This window comes from Pseudomonas parasichuanensis, from assembly GCF_021601385.1.
GTDB lineage: Bacteria > Pseudomonadota > Gammaproteobacteria > Pseudomonadales > Pseudomonadaceae > Aquipseudomonas > Aquipseudomonas parasichuanensis.
The window spans coordinates 1-15,718 of sequence record NZ_BQHO01000041.1 but is presented as its reverse complement, the minus strand read 5'-3'; the positions used below and the strand labels follow the sequence as shown (position 1 = coordinate 15,718).

The 15,718-nt window shown below is 65.6% G+C and carries 15 protein-coding genes; 3 read left to right on the top strand and 12 right to left on the bottom strand.

Annotated features, from left to right (window positions below; translation table 11 throughout):
• Positions 1-444, bottom strand: a complete 444-nt coding sequence (locus L6D77_RS24055) for an anti-virulence regulator CigR family protein (protein ID WP_232884686.1) — start codon at positions 442-444, stop codon at positions 1-3.
• A 146-nt stretch (positions 445-590) separates the two neighbouring features.
• On the opposite strand from L6D77_RS24055, the gene L6D77_RS24050 reads away from it, so the two are divergent.
• The gene (locus L6D77_RS24050) at positions 591-1,601 is read left to right on the top strand and encodes an aldo/keto reductase (RefSeq protein ID WP_232884687.1); all 1,011 of its coding nucleotides are present in this window, start codon (positions 591-593) and stop codon (positions 1,599-1,601) included.
• Between the two features lie 21 nt (positions 1,602-1,622).
• Here L6D77_RS24050 and L6D77_RS24045 read toward each other — a convergent pair whose 3' ends face one another.
• The 11 genes from L6D77_RS24045 to benA form a co-directional block, all read right to left on the bottom strand.
• A complete protein-coding gene (locus L6D77_RS24045) occupies positions 1,623-2,759 on the bottom strand; it encodes a glycerate kinase (RefSeq protein WP_232884688.1) in 1,137 nt (378 codons plus the stop codon).
• A gap of 235 nt (positions 2,760-2,994) precedes the next feature.
• Positions 2,995-4,245: an OprD family porin gene (locus L6D77_RS24040; RefSeq protein ID WP_232884689.1), complete on the bottom strand. Its 1,251-nt coding sequence runs from the start codon at positions 4,243-4,245 to the stop codon at positions 2,995-2,997.
• Positions 4,246-4,307: 62 nt separating this feature from the next.
• Positions 4,308-5,510, bottom strand: coding sequence for a benzoate/H(+) symporter BenE family transporter (locus tag L6D77_RS24035; RefSeq protein WP_232884690.1), 1,203 nt, complete (start codon positions 5,508-5,510; stop codon positions 4,308-4,310).
• Between the two features lie 144 nt (positions 5,511-5,654).
• The gene (gene catA, locus L6D77_RS24030; protein ID WP_232884691.1) at positions 5,655-6,581 is read right to left on the bottom strand and encodes a catechol 1,2-dioxygenase; all 927 of its coding nucleotides are present in this window, start codon (positions 6,579-6,581) and stop codon (positions 5,655-5,657) included.
• A gap of 32 nt (positions 6,582-6,613) precedes the next feature.
• Positions 6,614-6,904: a muconolactone Delta-isomerase gene (gene catC / locus L6D77_RS24025; RefSeq protein ID WP_232884692.1), complete on the bottom strand. Its 291-nt coding sequence runs from the start codon at positions 6,902-6,904 to the stop codon at positions 6,614-6,616.
• A 142-nt stretch (positions 6,905-7,046) separates the two neighbouring features.
• The gene (locus L6D77_RS24020; RefSeq protein WP_232884693.1) at positions 7,047-8,168 is read right to left on the bottom strand and encodes a muconate cycloisomerase family protein; all 1,122 of its coding nucleotides are present in this window, start codon (positions 8,166-8,168) and stop codon (positions 7,047-7,049) included.
• Positions 8,169-8,197: 29 nt separating this feature from the next.
• Complete coding sequence (locus L6D77_RS24015; protein WP_232884694.1) at positions 8,198-9,520, bottom strand: MFS transporter; 1,323 nt, start codon at positions 9,518-9,520, stop codon at positions 8,198-8,200.
• A gap of 56 nt (positions 9,521-9,576) precedes the next feature.
• Complete coding sequence (locus L6D77_RS24010) at positions 9,577-10,338, bottom strand: 1,6-dihydroxycyclohexa-2,4-diene-1-carboxylate dehydrogenase (protein ID WP_232884695.1); 762 nt, start codon at positions 10,336-10,338, stop codon at positions 9,577-9,579.
• Between the two features lie 186 nt (positions 10,339-10,524).
• On the bottom strand, positions 10,525-11,535 hold the full coding sequence (benC, locus tag L6D77_RS24005) for a benzoate 1,2-dioxygenase electron transfer component BenC (RefSeq protein ID WP_232884696.1): 1,011 nt from the start codon (positions 11,533-11,535) through the stop codon (positions 10,525-10,527).
• A 68-nt stretch (positions 11,536-11,603) separates the two neighbouring features.
• Positions 11,604-12,089, bottom strand: a complete 486-nt coding sequence (gene benB / locus L6D77_RS24000; RefSeq protein ID WP_232884697.1) for a benzoate 1,2-dioxygenase small subunit — start codon at positions 12,087-12,089, stop codon at positions 11,604-11,606.
• Positions 12,086-13,444, bottom strand: coding sequence for a benzoate 1,2-dioxygenase large subunit (gene benA / locus L6D77_RS23995; RefSeq protein WP_232884698.1), 1,359 nt, complete (start codon positions 13,442-13,444; stop codon positions 12,086-12,088). Before benA ends, benB begins: the two co-directional genes overlap by 4 nt.
• A gap of 662 nt (positions 13,445-14,106) precedes the next feature.
• On the opposite strand from benA, the gene L6D77_RS23990 reads away from it, so the two are divergent.
• Both L6D77_RS23990 and L6D77_RS23985 read left to right on the top strand, forming a co-directional pair.
• On the top strand, positions 14,107-15,168 hold the full coding sequence (locus tag L6D77_RS23990; protein ID WP_232884699.1) for a 3-deoxy-7-phosphoheptulonate synthase: 1,062 nt from the start codon (positions 14,107-14,109) through the stop codon (positions 15,166-15,168).
• Between the two features lie 82 nt (positions 15,169-15,250).
• A complete protein-coding gene (locus tag L6D77_RS23985) occupies positions 15,251-15,532 on the top strand; it encodes a peptidylprolyl isomerase (protein ID WP_054884552.1) in 282 nt (93 codons plus the stop codon).
• Positions 15,533-15,718 lie beyond the last annotated feature (186 nt).

The following is a 15,718-nucleotide window of genomic DNA, read 5'->3' as shown; positions in this document are numbered from 1 at the left end:
TCAGTCCAGCGCGCCGTGCAGCACCTGGTAGATCAAGCCCGTGGCAGCAGCCACCAGGATCAGGTCGGCCCCCGCCTGGAGCCAGTCATAGCCATCGTAATGGGGCAGCTGGCCCAGCAGCCTGCCGTCGAGTTTCTTGGCAATGCCCGGGGGTAGCGGCTTGCCACGGGCGAGGTTCTTCTGGATGCCTGGCGGCAACGGCGCCGCGGGCGCCCAGTAGTCACGGTAGCGGTCAAGGGTGATCCGCACCCCGCCGATATCCACCTGAGGCCCGCCGTGATAGGCATTGCCGGCTTTGTCTGGCTTGCCCTTGCCTGCTTTATCGTGCTGCTGGCCATGGGCATTGCCTTTGCCCTGGCCATTGCCGGGGTCCGCCAGCAGCAGCGGCGAAGTGCCGAGCATGGCGAGACTGGTAGCGATGGCGATGATCCGCTGCGACTTCATGGGCCTGCTCCCTGGTAATCGATTGGCGCACCGTCAAGCATCGACCAACCCGCGCAGCAGGGCAAGGCTGGCACCTGCACCTTTCAAAGTGCCCGGGTTCTGTGTAAAACCACCTGACCCTCATCGCATGCAAAGGATTCCCGGCAATGATCTACCGCCCCCTTGGCCACAGCGGCCTGCAAGTCTCGGCCCTTACTCTCGGCAGCATGATGTTCGGTGAACAGACCAGTACCGAAGATGCCCTGCGCATCATCGACAAGGCCTGGGACCAGGGCATCAATTTCGTCGACACCGCCGATGTGTACAACGGCGGCCGTTCCGAGGAAATCGTCGGCGAAGCGGTGGCACGCAACCGCCAGGAGTGGATCGTCGCCTCCAAGGCCGGCTACGGCCCGGTGGATGGCCTGCCCAACCGCAGCGGGCTGTCGCGCAAACACCTGTTCAACGCCATCGAAGCCACGCTCACGCGCATGGGCACCGACTACCTGGACATCTACTACCTGCACCGCGAAGACCACAGCGTGCCGCTGGAAGAGACCGTGCGCGCCATCGGCGACCTGCTGGCGCAAGGCAAGATCCGCTACTGGGGCGTGTCCAACTTCCGCGGCTGGCGCATCGCCGAGATCTGCAACGTCGCCGACAAGCTCGGCGTGGCAAAGCCGGTGGTCAGCCAACCGTTGTACAACATCGTCAACCGCCAGGCCGAGCCCGAGCAGCTGACCGCAGCGGCCTACCATGGCCTGGGTGTGGTGCCGTTCAGCCCGTTGGCCCGTGGCGTGCTCAGCGGCAAGTATGCCCCCGGCTCCGTACCAGACGCCGGCAGCCGCGCCGGGCGCCAGGACAAGCGGATCATGGAAGTGGAATGGCGCCAGGAGTCGCTGGGCATCGCCCAGAAGATCCACGCCTATACCGAGGCCAAGGGCGTGGGCATCGTCGAGTTCGCGATTGCCTGGGTGCTGAACAACCGCCTGGTCAGCTCGGCTATCGTCGGGCCGCGCACCGAGGCGCAGTGGGACACCTACGCCGGTGCCCTGGAGGTGAAGGTCACCGCCGAAGACGAAGCCTTCATCGATTCGCTGGTGACCCCGGGCCATGCCTCCACGCCCGGCTTCAACGATGTGGCGCACTTCGTCAGCGGGCGCCTGCCGCGCGCCTGAGTGCGGCCAGGGTGGTGCGGCTCAGCGCCGCGCCACCTGCCACAGCCGTGCAACATCCCCTGCCCGTGCCTTGAGCAGGTTGCCCGCGTCGGCACAGGCCTGTTCCAGGCTCATCGGCCCGCTGGCCAGGGCAAACGCGGCGTCGATGCCGTGCGCATACAACTGCTCATAGCCCGCGCCCAAGGTGCCAGCCAGCACCACAACGGGCACGCCATGGCGTTTGGCGACCCGCGCCACACCCATGGGGGTCTTGCCACGCAGGGTCTGCGCATCGAAACGCCCCTCCCCGGTGATCACCAGGTCAGCGCCCTGCACCAATGCATCGAGTTGTGCCAGCTCCGCCACCACTTCGACACCTGGACGGAACTGCGCGCCCATGAAGGCCTTGGCCGCGAAGCCCATGCCACCGGCCGCGCCGCTGCCCGGCTGGTCACGTACATCCTTGCCCAGCAACTGCGCGCAATGGTCGGCGAAATGGCCCAGTGCCTGGTCCAGCGCCTGCACCTGCTCGGGGCTTGCGCCCTTCTGCGGGCCGAAGATCGCCGAAGCGCCATTGGCGCCGCACAACGGGTTGTCGACATCGGCGGCGACCTCCACCTGGACGTGCGCCAGGCGCGGGTCAAGGCCGCTGGCGTCGATGCGGGCCAGTTGTGCCAGGGCCAGGCCGCCTTCGGCCAGCGCGTGGCCTTGTGCATCCAGCAGGCGCAAGCCAAGGGCGCGCAGCATGCCGCTGCCGCCGTCGTTGGTGGCGCTGCCGCCGATGGCCAGGACAATGCGCCGGGCGCCGGCCGCCAAGGCGGCAGCCACCAACTCGCCAGTGCCCCAGGTGCTGCTGCGGCAGGCATCGCGCTCGGCGCTGGGGACCAGCTGGATACCACTGGCCTGGGCCATCTCGATCACCGCGGTGCGGCTTTCAGGCAGCCAGCCCCAGGCAGCTTCCACGCTCGCCCCCAATGGCCCGCGTACCTGCTGGCGGCGTTGTTCGCCCTGGCTGGCGGCGACGATGGCCTCCATGGTGCCTTCGCCACCATCCGCCATCGGGCACTCGACCAGGGTGGCCTGCGGCCACACTTGGGCCAGGCCACTGGCGATGGCGCGGGCGACACCGGCAGCGTCGAGGCTGTCCTTGAACGAATCGGGGGCGATGACGACTTTCATGGAGCTACTCCTGTGCTGATACCTCGCATGCTGACAGTTGTGTGATGGAGTGGCCTCTGTCGGATGCACAAAACTGGGGGTGGGTTGTTTGGGCGGATGCCTGCTACACCATTCAATTTGGCGGGGGCTGCTTCGCAGCCCTGTCGCGGCACAAGGCCGCTCCTACAGGTGAACGCGATTTCCTGGAGGAGCGGCCTTGTGCCGCGATAGGGCCGCACAGCGGCCCCAGCATTGGTCAGAACAACTGCCAGGTGTACATCAGGATCAGTCGGTTCTCGTCGATATCACTGCGATAGTTGGACCGCGCCATGGCATTGCGCACCCGGATCCCCAAGCCCTTGAGCACCCCGCTCTGCACCGCATAGCCCAAATCGATATCCCGCTCACGGTCACGCCCCTCGAAGCCCTTGCCGGTATCGACGTTGTCACCGGTGATGTAGCGCACCGTAGCCGTCAACCCCGGGATACCCATGGCAGCGAAGTTGTAGTCGTAGCGCAGCTGATACGAGCGTTCGTCGGTATAGGCGAACTCGTAGGTCGGCACTTCGTTGCCCAGCGGGCTGATATTGGCAAACACCCGTGGGAACGGGCTGTCGCCGTAGATGGCCTGGTAACCGGCGCCGAAGCTGTGCCCACCCCGCTTGGCGGTGAACATCGAAAAGAACGCCTGGTTGTCGATGTTCCCCAGCAGCGCATCGCCATCCTCGCGGGCCGTGAAGTAGCCCAGGTTGGCACTGAGCACCCAGTCCCCCAACGGCTTGCTGTGCTTGAAGCCCACGAAACTCTGTTGGTAGATGTCTTCCAGTTGCCCATGCCACAGGCTCAGGCTGCTCAGGTTGGCATTGAACGCGTAATCGCCGCCGACATAATTGAACGCATCGCTTTCGGCCTGGCGCATCGGCACATGGCCGAGCATGGCATTGAGCTTGCCGTCGCCGGCTTCGTTGCGCAGGTGGGTCGAGCGGAGGTGGCCAGCCTGCAGGGTCAGCCCGTCGAGCTCGCTGGAGCTCAGGCTCACGCCCTGGTAGGTCGGCGGCAGCAGGCGGATATCGCTGAAGGTCAGCACCGGCAGGTTGGGCTGCAGTTCGCCGACGCGCAGCTCGGTCTTCGACAGCCGTGCCTTGAAAGTCGGAGCCAGGCGGCTGTATTCGCTGGCGGCGCGACCATCGCCGTGCACCGGCAACAGGCCGGTGTTGACCCGGTCGGGGCTACTGTCCAGGCGAATGCCGAGCAGGCCCAGGGCATCCACGCCAAAGCCAACGGTGCCCGGCGTATAGCCGGACTTGAAATCGAGGATGAAGCCCTGGGCCCACTCTTCGGCCTTGGACTGCTGGTTGGCGCCGACGATGTCCGAAAAATCACGGCTGAAGTAATAGTTGCGGGCGCTGAGGCTGGCCTTGGCGTCCTCGAAAAAGCCGCCGTCGGCAGCCCACAGTGGTTGGCTGAGCAGGCTCAGGCCGATGGCGACGCAAGGGGTGTGGTTCATTCCGAAGCTCTCTGATCTTGTTGTTATGTGATAAAGCGCAGAACCAGAACGTGGTGGGTGGCTCAGGACTCCTGTTCAGAAGTGGCGGCGCGCAGCCTTGGCCGGCGCAGGTGGACCAGCGCATGAGCCAGCAGGCCGAACAGCAGCCCCCAGAACGCGGCCGACAGCCCAAGGAAAGTCACGCCCGAGGCGGTGACCAGGAAGGTGAACAGCCCGGCATCGCGCTCGCCGGGTTCGGCCAGGCTGCGCGCCAGGGCCTCGCTGATCGCGCCATACAGTGCAAGGCCTGCAAGGGCGGCGATCAACGCGGCGGGAAACGCGGCGAACAACGACATCAAGGTGGCCCCGGCAATGCCCAGCAGCAGGTACAGCGCACTGCCCGCAACGGCTGCCACGTAGCGTCTGCGCGGGTCTTCGTGAGCCTCACGGCCGGTGCACAGGCTGGCGGTGACCGCCGCCAGGTTCAGCCCGTGGCAGCCGAACGGCGCCAGCAGCAGGCCGCCCAGGGCACTGGCACTGATCAGTGGGCTGGCCTCTGTGCGGTAGCCGGCATTGCGCAGCACCGCCATGCCCGGCATGAACTGCCCGGTCAGCGCCACCAGTACCAGCGGCAGGGCCAGGCTGAAGGTCGCGGCCAGGCTGAACTGCGGCGTGGTCCATTGCGGCGTGGCCAGGGCCAGCACCAGTTCGCTGCCGCGAAATTCGCCACTGGCCACGGTCACCAGGGCGCCCACGGCCAGTACCGTCGCCACCGCATAGCGCGGCTGCACCCGGCGCATCAGCACGTAGGCGACGAACATCGCCAGCACCAGTACCGGTTGCACCGGCAAGGCACGGAAGACCTCGATGCCGAAGCTGAACAGGATCCCGGCCTGCATGCCGGCGGCAATGGAGCCGGGCAGCCGGGCGATCAGGCGGTCGAAGGCGCCGCTGATGCCGATCAGCAGCAGCACCGTATTGGCCACCAGGTAGGCGCCGATCGCCTGCTCCAGGCCAATGTGCGGCAAGGCGCTGACCAACAGTGCCGAGCCCGGGATCGACCAGGCGATCACCACCGGCACCCGATAACGCAGGCTCAGCAGGCCACCCAGCAAGGCGCTGCCCATGGACACCGCCCACACCCAGGAGGACAGCTGGCCATGGGACAGGCCGGCGGCTTCGGCGGCGTGGAAAATGATCACCAGCGGGCCGGCATAGGAAATCAGCGTGGCGATGCAGCCGGCCACGACGGCGGACAGGGAGCAATCCTTGAACAGGGTTTTCATGGGATTTCTCGCAGGGCGGGTTGGGCCGGGCTTTGTGTCCAGCTCTTGTTTTGATGTTGCCCTTTTCGCGGGTAAACCCGCTCCCACAGGTCCGCAGTCACTTTGTGGGAGCGGGTTTACCCGCGAAAAGGTCGCCGCGATGCCTCAGGCCTGTTGCAAAGCCCGCGGCCGCCCGCTGCGCTGTTCGGCGTCGCTGTCCTGCGCCTTCTGCAACTGGAAATCGAACTGCATCTCGGCATAGCGCCCCGCCACACCCCGCGCCCCGTCCTCGCGGAAAGTGATCTCGCCCACCAACCCATCGCGGGTGGCATAGGCGAAGTCGTCCCACAGGTACTTGTCGCCCGCCAGGTTGATCTGCGTGGTCAGGTGCCGATACCCCGGCGCCGAAATGAAGAAGTGGATGTGCGCCGGGCGCTGGCCGTGGCGGCCGAGCAGGTCCAGGCACTCCTGGGTCGGCCCCTGGGGGTCGCAGCCATAGCCGGACGGCACGATGGAGCGGGCGCGGTAGCGGCCTTCGGCGTCGGTGACGATGCGCCGGCGCAGGTTGTACTCGGACTGGCTCTGGTCGAAGAACGAATAGGTACCGCGGGTGTTGGCATGCCACAGGTCCACCGTGGCCCCGGCCAGCGGCTGGCCATCGGGGCCGCGCACCTGGCCTTCGAGGTACATCACCGTGGCCACGCCCTCCTCGCTGCCATCGTCCATGCGCACCACGGCCTGGGCCAGCGGTGCGCCGGCCACGTACAGCGGGCCTTCGATGGTTCGCGGGGTGCCGCCGGTCAAGCCCAGCTCGGCGTCCTTCGCGTCCTGCAGCAAGTCGAGGAAGTGCTCGATGCCCAGCCCCGCCACCAGCAGCCCGGCTTCACCGCGACCGCCCAGGCGGTTGAGGTAGTCCACGGCGAGCCAGAACTCGTCCTCGCTGACCTCCAGGTCCTCGATCAGCCGCGCGGTGTCCTGCAGCACGCGCTGCACGATGCGCTTGAGGCGCGAGCTGCCTTCGTCATTGCCAAAGCCTGCGGCTTGTTCGAAGAATTTCTGCACATCGGGGGTGTGGGCGATCTTCACGGTCATGATCTGGTACCTCGAATTGTTCTTGTGGGTTGTTAGCGGTCGTCGCTGTGGATCGACGAGGGGTGGCGGCACAGGCCGGCGACCTCGATGTCCATGTAGGGAAACAGCGGCAGCTGCATCAGGGTGTCGTGCAGCGCCTCGACGCTGGGCACGTCGAACACGCTGTAGTTGGCGTAGTGCCCGGCGATGCGCCACAGGTGGCGCCAGGTGCCGTCGCGCTGCAGGCGCTGGGCCAGCTCTTTCTCATCGGCCTTGAGTTGCGCGGCCTTGGCCGGGTCCATGTCGACCGGCAGTTTTACGGTCATCTTCACGTGGAACAGCATGGGGATCTCCTTGCGTCTAACCGGGTCGTAAATCGTTCACTGTGGGAGCGGCTTTAGCCGCGAACACCGGCTTCGCCGGTGCCATCCACCGTGTCGCCTGCTTCGCGGCTAAAGCCGCTCCCACGGGGCCTGGGTGTTCTTTCTAGCGGCGGGCGAAGCGCGCCAGCTGCGCCTCGTCCAGGGTCAAACCCAAGCCGGGGCTGGCCGGCACATGCAGCTGGAAGTCGCGGTACACCGGCGGCTGGTTGACAATTTCTTCGGTCAGCAACAGCGGCCCGAACAGCTCGGTGCCCCAGGTCAGCTGGCGAAGGGTCAGGAAGGCATGGGCCGAGGCCAGGGTGCCCACGCTGCCTTCGAGCATGGTCCCGCCGTACAGGGCGATCCCGGCCGCTTCGGCGATCTGCGCGGTGCGCAGCACGGCACGCGGGCCGCCGTTCTTGGCGATTTTCAGGGCGAAGATGCTCGCCGCACCGTCGGCGGCCAGGCTGAAGGCATCCTCGACGCTTTCGATGGACTCGTCGGCCATGATCGGCGCCGGGCTGCGCTGGTTAAGGCGAACCTGGCCACCGCGGTTGATGCGCGAGATCGGCTGCTCGATCAGGTCGATACCGTTGTCGCCCAGCACCTGGCAGGCGCGGATGGCCTGGGACTCGTCCCAGTACTGGTTGACGTCGACGCGCACGCTGGCGCGCTCGCCCAGCTCACGCTTGATCGCCACCACGTGCCTGAGGTCCTGCTCCACGGGGTTGGCGCCGATCTTCAGCTTGAACACCCGGTGTCGACGAATCTGGAGCATGTGCTCGGCCTCGGCGATATCGCGGGCGGTGTCGCCGCTGGCCAGGGTCCAGGCCACTTCCAGGCTGTCGCGCACGCGCCCGCCCAGCAGTTCGCTGACCGGCAGGCCCAGGCGCTTGCCCTGGGCATCGAGCAAGGCGCTCTCGATGCCGGACTTGGCGAAGGTGTTGCCCTTGGCCAGCTTGTCGAGCTTGAGCATGGCGGCGTTGATGTTGTCGGCGGCCATGCCGACCAGCGCCGGCGCCAGGTAGGCGTCGATATTGGCCTTGATGCCTTCGGGGCTTTCGTAGCCATAGGCCAGGCCACCGATGGTGGTGGCTTCACCGATGCCTTCCACACCGTCGCTGCAGCGCAGGCGCAGGATCACCAGGGTCTGCTGCTGCATGGTGTGCATGGCCAGCTTGTGCGGGCGGATGGTCGGCAGGTCGACGATGATCGCCTCCAGCCGGTCGATGGTCGGGCTTGTCATGCCAGGGCTCCAGTTCAGTCAGTAAAGGGTCAGGCCGTCGCCGCCAGGGCCTTGCGCCGGCCACTGGCCAGGTGCACGGCCATGGCCAGCGCGGCAATCGCGCCGGGGATGGCGAAGGCGATGAAATTGAGTTGCAGCGGCAGGTTGATGCCCATCAGCGCGCCACCGAGCAGCGGGCCGACGATGGCGCCGTTGCGGCCGATGCCGGAGGCCCAGCCCAGGCCGGTGGAACGCACCGACAGGCCGTACAGCTGGGCGGCGCCGGCGTACAGCAGGATCTGCGTGCCGATGGTGGTGGCGCCGGCGATGAAGATCAGCAGGTACAGCACCGGCATCGGGCTGTTGACCCCCAGCAGGCTGATCGACAGCGCGGCGGCGATGAAGAACGCCACCTTGACCTTGACCAGGTTGTAGCGGTCGCCCAGCCAGCCGCCGAGGATCGCCCCGGCCATGCCGCCGAAGTTCAGCACCAGCAGGAACGACAGGCTGGAACCGAGGCTGTAGCCGGCGTTGGCCATCAACTTGGGCAGCCAAGAGCTCAGTGCGTAGACCATCAGCAGGCAGCAGAAGAACGCCAGCCACAGGGCCAGGGTGCGCACCGCCAGGCCGTTGCGAAAGAGTTCCAGCACCGAGGCGCCCTGCCCCTTCCTGTCCACGGCCTGCAGCTGGTCATCGGCCTGCACGTCGCAGTGTGGGTCGAGGCGTTTGAGCAGTTTGCGCGCCTCCTCCATACGGCCCTGGCGCACCAAAAAACCGATGGACTCGGGCAGGTAGTAGAGGATCACCGGCAGCAACAGCAGCGGCACGGCGGCGGCGAAGAACATCGACTCCCAGCCGAAGCGCGGCAGCAGGAAGATACCAACCCCGGCCGAGAGCATGCCGCCCAGCGAGTAGCCGCTGAACATGATCGCCACCAGGGTGCTGCGCAGGCGCTTGGGCGCGTATTCGTTCATCAGCGCCACGGCGTTGGGCATCAGCCCGCCGCAGCCCAGTCCTGCGAAGAAACGGTACAGGCCAAATTCGCTGGGGCTGCTGGCGAAGCCGTTGAGGATGGTGGCCCCAGAGAACAGCGCGAAACAGATGGCGATGCCCTTCTTGCGCCCGATGCGGTCGGCCAGGCTGCCGAACGCCAACGCGCCGAACATCATGCCGAACAGCGCATAGCTGCCCAGGGCGCCGGCCTGCAGCGGGGTCAGGCCCCATTCTTTCATGATGGTCGGCAGGACCACGCCGTAGATGAACAGGTCGTAGCCGTCGAAGATCAGCAGCAGGCCGCACCAGGCCATGACCATCCAGTGGAAGGGGCTGAAGCGGGCATTGTCGATGATCGGGTGCACGTCGAGTGTTCGCATGGCATCTGTCTCTTTTGTTTTTGTTGTGTGAAGAGCAAACCTTGCCGGGGCGTCCGTCAGCCGAGGTCGCCACCGCCCACCGGCAGGGTCACGCCGGTGATGTACGAGGCCTCGTCTGAGGCCAGGAAGAGAATTGCGCCGACCTGTTCGTCGAGGCTGCCGTAGCGTTTCATCAGGCTGCTGGCGACGGTCTGGTCGACGATCTGCTGGTACCAGCCCTTCTCCTGCGCGCTCTGCTCGGCCTGGTTGCGCGGGATACGCCTTGGCGGCGCCTCGGTGCCGCCGGGGGCGGTGGCGTTGACGCGGATGCCGCGCTCGGCGGTTTCGAAGGCCAGGCAGGCGGTGAGCGCGTTGACGCCGCCCTTGGCCGCGCCGTAGGGCACGCGGTTGACGCCACGGGTGGCAATGGACGAGACGTTGACGATGGCGCCGCTGCCGCGTTCGAGCATGTACGGCAAGGCGGCGTGGCAGCACCACAGGGTGGGGAACAGCGAACGGCGCACTTCGGCCTCGATCTGCTGCACGTCGTAGTGTTCGAAGGGCTTGGCCCAGATGGTACCGCCAACGTTGTTGATGAGGATGTCGAGGCGGCCGAAGGTGTCCACGGCGCGGGCCATGACCTTGGCGCAGTCGTCGTGTTGCTCAAGGTCGGCGGTGAGGGTCAGCATGCCCTCGCCGGCCAGTTCATGGACCAGCTCGGAACGGTCCACCGCCACCACCTGCGCGCCTTCGGCCTTGAGCCGCCAGCACACGGCGCGGCCGATGCCTTGGGCGGCGCCGGTGACCAGGGCGACTTTGTTGTGGAATCTGTTGTTCATCATCTATCTCCGCTTCCCCGCTGGTCCCTGTGGGAGCGGGCTTGCCCGCGAAGGCGTCCGACCAGGCACAGTTGTTGAACCTGCTGGCCTCTTCGCGGGCAAGCCCGCTCCCACTGGGTTGGCGTTTTGCCAGGAATAAAAAGAGGCCACCCTCACCCGCACGATGCGGGCAGCCCCGTAAAAGCCTCAGGCCGCCGCTGCGAACTTCTCGTAGTAGAAGTTGGCCGGGGTGATGCCCTGTTCGCGGATGTACTGGCCGACCGCCTCGACCATCGGCGGCGGGCCGCACAGGTACACATCCACATCGCCTTCATTGAGGTGGCGCGGCTCGATGTGCTGGGTCACATAGCCCTTCTGCGGATACTCGCTGTCGGGGTTGGCCACGCAGGCGCTGTAGGTGAAGTTGGGGATGCGCGCGGCCAGGGCCTGCAGGCGGTCCAGCTCGACCAGGTCGAAGTCGTTGGTCACGCCGTAGATCAAGTGCAGCGGGTGCTCGCTGCCCTGCTCGGCGATCTTCTCCAGCATCGCGGTGAAGGGCGCCAGGCCGGTGCCGCCGGCCAGCAGCAACAACGGGCGCTGGATCGGCCGCAGGTAGAAGCTGCCCAGGGGGCCGGCCAGGCTCATGCTGTCGCCAGTCTTGGCCAACTGTGTGAGGAAACTGCTCATCAGCCCGCCCGGCACGTTGCGGATCAGGAAGCTGACTTCGCCGTCCTTGGGCAGCGAGCTGAATGAATAGGCGCGGCTCTGCTCGCTGCCCGGCACCTTGAGGTTGACGTACTGCCCCGGCAGGAACGCCAGGCGGTTCAGCGCCTCGCCCTTGATCGACAAGGCGATGGTGCTGGCCGAGAGCTGGCGCACATCGCTGATGGCCGCCTCGAAGCTGGCCTGTTCGGTCTTGCACAGCTGTGACGAGGCCGGGATGCGCACCACGCAGTCGCTTTCGGCGCGCATCTGGCAGGTGAGCACGTAGCCCTGGGCGATTTCCTCCTCGCTCAGGGCGTCCTCGATGAAGTTGTCGCCCAGGTCGTAACGGCCCGATTCGGCCTTGCATTTACAGGTGCCGCAGGCGCCGTCACGGCAATCCAGCGGGATGTTGATGCCTTGGCGGTAGGCGGCGTCGGCCACCGTTTCCTGGCCGTCGGCCTCGATGAAGCGGGTAACCCCGTCCTCGAAATTCAGTGCTATTTGAAAGCTCATGGTGCACCTCGCGGGCGAGCCTGGCCGCGGCGCGCCGAGGGGCACACCGACAGGCTCCGCCGGGTGGATCAGATGTGGTAGATGTCGATGACCTGACGCACGTAGTCGTTCTTCAGCACCACCTTCTTCGCCTTGATCAGCGGCTGCTCGCCACGCAGGTCGAGGGTGTAGAAGCTGGTGCCGAAGTAGCTGTCGGTGGTCTTGTAGCGAAAGCTCAGGGTGTGCCAGTTGAAGCGCACCAGGCAGCTGCCTTCGCCCTGCTCGACGATCTCGATGTTGCTGATGTTGTGCGAGGTGCGGGTGTCCGGCACGGTGGCACTGGAGCGCTCGGTCTTGATGCGGAATACCCGGTCCTCGAGGCCGCCACGGTTGCCGTACCAGATCAGCGAGATCTCGCTCTGCGGGTCTTCGGTCAGGGTGTCGTCATCGTCCCAGGACGGCATCCAGAAGGTCGCGTCGCTGGCATACAGCTCCAGCCACTGGTCCCATTGGGCATCGTCCAGGTAGCGCGCTTCGCGGTAGAGGAAGTCGCGCACGGTGTCATGCAGGCTCATTGCACGGCCTCCACGGGGATCAGTTGCTGTTCGTCTTTCAACGCCTGGATCATGGTGTCCTGCCAGTACTTGTGCTGTAGCACGAACAGGCCTTCGTCCTCGGTGCGCACGCCCGACAGCAGCGGTTCGAGCTCGATTTCCTTGGCCGCCTCGTCGGCACCTTCGACCCAGTGCTGCGCGCCGCGGGACATGTCGTTCCAGCCGGTGCCGCCGCCGTAGCCGGTCTGGCACGAGCGGAACTCTTCCAGGTCATCCGGGGTGGCCATGCCACTGACGTTGAAGAAGTCCTCGTACTGGCGGATGCGCTTGGCCCGGGCATCGGCGCTCTCGCCTTTGGGCGCGATGCAGTAGATAGTGATCTCGGTCTTGTTCACCGAAATCGGCCGGGCGATGCGGATCTGCGAGCTGAACTGGTCCATCAGGTACACGTTCGGGTACAGGCACAGGTTGCGCGAGTTCTCGATCATCCAGTCGGCGCGGGCCTGGCCGAAATCGGCGGCCAGCTGCTCACGGCGCTCGTAGGCCGGGCGGTCCTCGGGGTTGGCCCAGCGGGTCCAGAGCAGCAGGTGGCCGTGGTCGAAGCTGTAGAAACCACCGCCCTGCTTGGCCCAGGCGCCGGCGCTCATGGTCTTGATCTCGTCGCCCGCCTCGCGCTGCTTGCGCTGGTTCTGGGTGGCGGCGTAGTTCCAGTGCACGGAGCTGACGTGGTAGCCGTCGGCGCCGTTTTCGGCGGTGAGTTTCCAGTTGCCCTCGTAGATGTACGAGCTGGCGCCGCGCAGCACTTCCAGGCCCTCAGGGGACTGGTCGACGATCATGTCGATGATCTTCGCCGACTCACCCAGGTGCTCGACCAGAGGTTTGACGTTTGCGTTCAGGCTGCCGAACAGGAAGCCGCGGTACGACTCGAAGCGCGCCACCTTGGTCAGGTCGTGGGAGCCGTCGCAGTTGAAGCTGTCGGGGTAGCCGGCGTTGCTTGGGTCCTTGACCTTGAGCAGCTTGCCGCTGTTGTTGAAGGTCCAGCCGTGGAACGGGCAGGTGTAGCTGGACCGGTTGCCGCGCTTGTGCCGGCACAGCATGGCGCCGCGGTGGCTGCAGGCGTTGAGGAAGGCGTTGAGCACCCCGTCCTTGTTGCGCGCGATGAAGACCGGCTGGCGCCCCATGGTAAGGGTGAGGAAATCGTTGTTTTCGGGGATCTGGCTTTCGTGGGCCAGGTAGATCCAGTTGCCCTCGAAGATGTGTTTCATCTCCAGGTCGAACAGGCGCGGGTCGGTGAACATTTCACGCTTGCAACGATAGACGCCCTTCTCCCGGTCATCTTCGAGCATGGCATTGAGGTAGTCGAATCCCAGGGACATGGCCAGGGCCTCCATTGTTATTGTTCAGGCCGGGTCAGGTTATGCCCTGGGTGGGGGCGCAGATATCCAGATCGTGCAGAGTGGTATCCGTTTTGTGCAGGCAGAATTGAACAGCACCTGGCACGCTCAATCACACCGATAGCAATTACCCATTGAACACCCGCGCCAAGGTGCAGTAAGCTCGGGCACATTCACTGGAGAGCAACATGCCGAAACACACCTGCAACCACGCCAACCACACCGGTCGCCCTGCGCACCGCGTGCTGGCCGTTGCCGGTCGTAACGCCGTTGCGAGCTTTTATTTTGGTTATTGGTTTAGCTACTAGGCGCCGATAACCCACCCGGCGCCCACCTTCGAGGGGCCGCCGAACATGAGAATACTCAAACCCCCGGTCGGCTCCCCGACCGGGGGTTTTGTTTTTCCGGGCCAACCCATTCAACGCTTCATCTTGAGGACTGATTCATGAACTACACCACCTATTCCTACCCAAGCACCTTTGCATGGCGATTTAGCCAATCCCGTTCGGGCCAGCCTGCCGCCTCCGTTCGGTCGATTTCCGGTGGCGATGCCGCACAACTAATCAATTTGACGACCAGTCGAACACTACGATAGGGCCGACCGCGCGGGCCAGAACCCGCCGTCCGCCCAGGGAAAAAACGCCATGCACGCCTCGAACCTCGCCCTGCCCCTGACCCAACCGCAAGCGGCCAACACCACTGTCAGCCGACGCCTGCCCAGCCCGCACCTGCTCAAGCAGCAGATGCCGCTGTCTACCGAACTCGCCCAGCAAGTCCACAGCCACCGCCAGGCCATCCGCGCCATTATCGAAGGCCGTGACGAGCGCCTGCTGGTGATCGTCGGCCCGTGCTCGATCCACGACCCGCGCTCGGCGCTGGAATACGCCGACCGCTTGGCGGCGCTCAGCCGTGAAGTCGGCGACAAGCTGCTGCTGGTGATGCGCGCCTACGTTGAAAAACCACGCACCACGGTGGGCTGGAAAGGCCTGGCCTACGACCCGCACCTGGATGGCAGCGACGACATGCATTCGGGCATCGCCCTGTCCCGTGGCTTGATGCTGAGCATGCTCGAACGCGGCCTGCCGATCGCCACCGAGCTGCTGCAACCCATGGCCGCCGGCTACTTCGACGACCTGCTGGGCTGGGCGGCGATTGGCGCGCGCACCACCGAGTCGCAGATCCACCGTGAAATGGTCAGTGGCCTGGAGCTGCCGGTCGGCTTCAAGAATGGCACCGACGGCGGTATCGGCATTGCCTGCGACGCCATGCGCAGCGCCGCACACCCGCACCGCCACTTCGGCATGGACGCCCAGGGCCACCCGGCGATCATCGAGAGCCTCGGCAACCCGGACACCCACCTGGTGCTGCGCGGCGGCCACAAGGGCCCGAACTACGATGCCCACAGCGTTGCCCAGGCGCGCCAGGGCCTGGCCAAGGCGGGCCTGACACCACGGATCATGGTCGATTGCAGCCATGCCAACAGCGGCAAGGACCCGATGCGCCAGCCGGCGGTGTTCGAGGATGTGCTGCAGCAACGCCTGAACGGCGACCGCTCGCTGGTCGGGGTGATGATCGAGGGCCACCTGTTCGACGGTTGCCAGGCATTGGGCGCTGGCGCGCTGAAGTACGGTGTGTCGATCACCGACGGTTGCCTGGGCTGGAGCGCGACCGAGTCGATGCTGCGCGAAGCGGCCAAACGTTTGTAGGAAGCAGTCGGCAAGCCTTGCGAGACATGGCCTAGACAATTGCGCTAGGCTTGCCCTTTTTCACCCCTAGGAGCAGTACCCCATGGCCCGAGCCACCGCCCGCCACATCCTGGTTGCCACTGAAGACAAGTGCAACGAACTCAAAGCACAGATCGAAGCCGGCGCCGACTTCGCCGAAATCGCCAAGGCCAACTCCACCTGCCCATCCAGCCGCCAGGGCGGTGACCTGGGCTCGTTCGGCCCAGGCCAGATGGTCAAGGAATTCGACACCGTGGTGTTCAGCGCACCGGTCAACACCGTGCAAGGCCCGGTGAAGACCCAGTTTGGCTACCACCTGCTGGAAGTGACCAGCCGCCAGGACTGAGGCGTTCTTGATCGCCCGCCCCTGCGCTGAACCTGTGGGAGCGGGCTTGCCCGCGAATGCGTCCGCCCAGACAACCACGTTGCTCGAACGGACGCATTCGCGGGCAAGCCCGCTCCCACAAATGCTGTTTTGCTTCGCCCTGGCGTGCATGGCTTGCTTCGCCCAAGCCGCCCCCACCCACGCCCT

Excerpts from the sequence above, each read along its gene's own strand:
- L6D77_RS24055 (WP_232884686.1), bottom strand. The coding sequence starts at position 444 with ATGAAGTCGCAGCGGATCATCGCCATCGCTACCAGTCTCGCCATGCTC.
- L6D77_RS24050 (WP_232884687.1), top strand. The coding sequence starts at position 591 with ATGATCTACCGCCCCCTTGGCCACAGCGGCCTGCAAGTCTCGGCCCTT.
- L6D77_RS24045 (WP_232884688.1), bottom strand. The coding sequence starts at position 2,759 with ATGAAAGTCGTCATCGCCCCCGATTCGTTCAAGGACAGCCTCGACGCT.
- L6D77_RS24040 (WP_232884689.1), bottom strand. The coding sequence starts at position 4,245 with ATGAACCACACCCCTTGCGTCGCCATCGGCCTGAGCCTGCTCAGCCAA.
- L6D77_RS24035 (WP_232884690.1), bottom strand. The coding sequence starts at position 5,510 with ATGAAAACCCTGTTCAAGGATTGCTCCCTGTCCGCCGTCGTGGCCGGC.
- catA (WP_232884691.1), bottom strand. The coding sequence starts at position 6,581 with ATGACCGTGAAGATCGCCCACACCCCCGATGTGCAGAAATTCTTCGAA.
- catC (WP_232884692.1), bottom strand. The coding sequence starts at position 6,904 with ATGCTGTTCCACGTGAAGATGACCGTAAAACTGCCGGTCGACATGGAC.
- L6D77_RS24020 (WP_232884693.1), bottom strand. The coding sequence starts at position 8,168 with ATGACAAGCCCGACCATCGACCGGCTGGAGGCGATCATCGTCGACCTG.
- L6D77_RS24015 (WP_232884694.1), bottom strand. The coding sequence starts at position 9,520 with ATGCGAACACTCGACGTGCACCCGATCATCGACAATGCCCGCTTCAGC.
- L6D77_RS24010 (WP_232884695.1), bottom strand. The coding sequence starts at position 10,338 with ATGAACAACAGATTCCACAACAAAGTCGCCCTGGTCACCGGCGCCGCC.
- benC (WP_232884696.1), bottom strand. The coding sequence starts at position 11,535 with ATGAGCTTTCAAATAGCACTGAATTTCGAGGACGGGGTTACCCGCTTC.
- benB (WP_232884697.1), bottom strand. The coding sequence starts at position 12,089 with ATGAGCCTGCATGACACCGTGCGCGACTTCCTCTACCGCGAAGCGCGC.
- benA (WP_232884698.1), bottom strand. The coding sequence starts at position 13,444 with ATGTCCCTGGGATTCGACTACCTCAATGCCATGCTCGAAGATGACCGG.
- L6D77_RS23990 (WP_232884699.1), top strand. The coding sequence starts at position 14,107 with ATGCACGCCTCGAACCTCGCCCTGCCCCTGACCCAACCGCAAGCGGCC.
- L6D77_RS23985 (WP_054884552.1), top strand. The coding sequence starts at position 15,251 with ATGGCCCGAGCCACCGCCCGCCACATCCTGGTTGCCACTGAAGACAAG.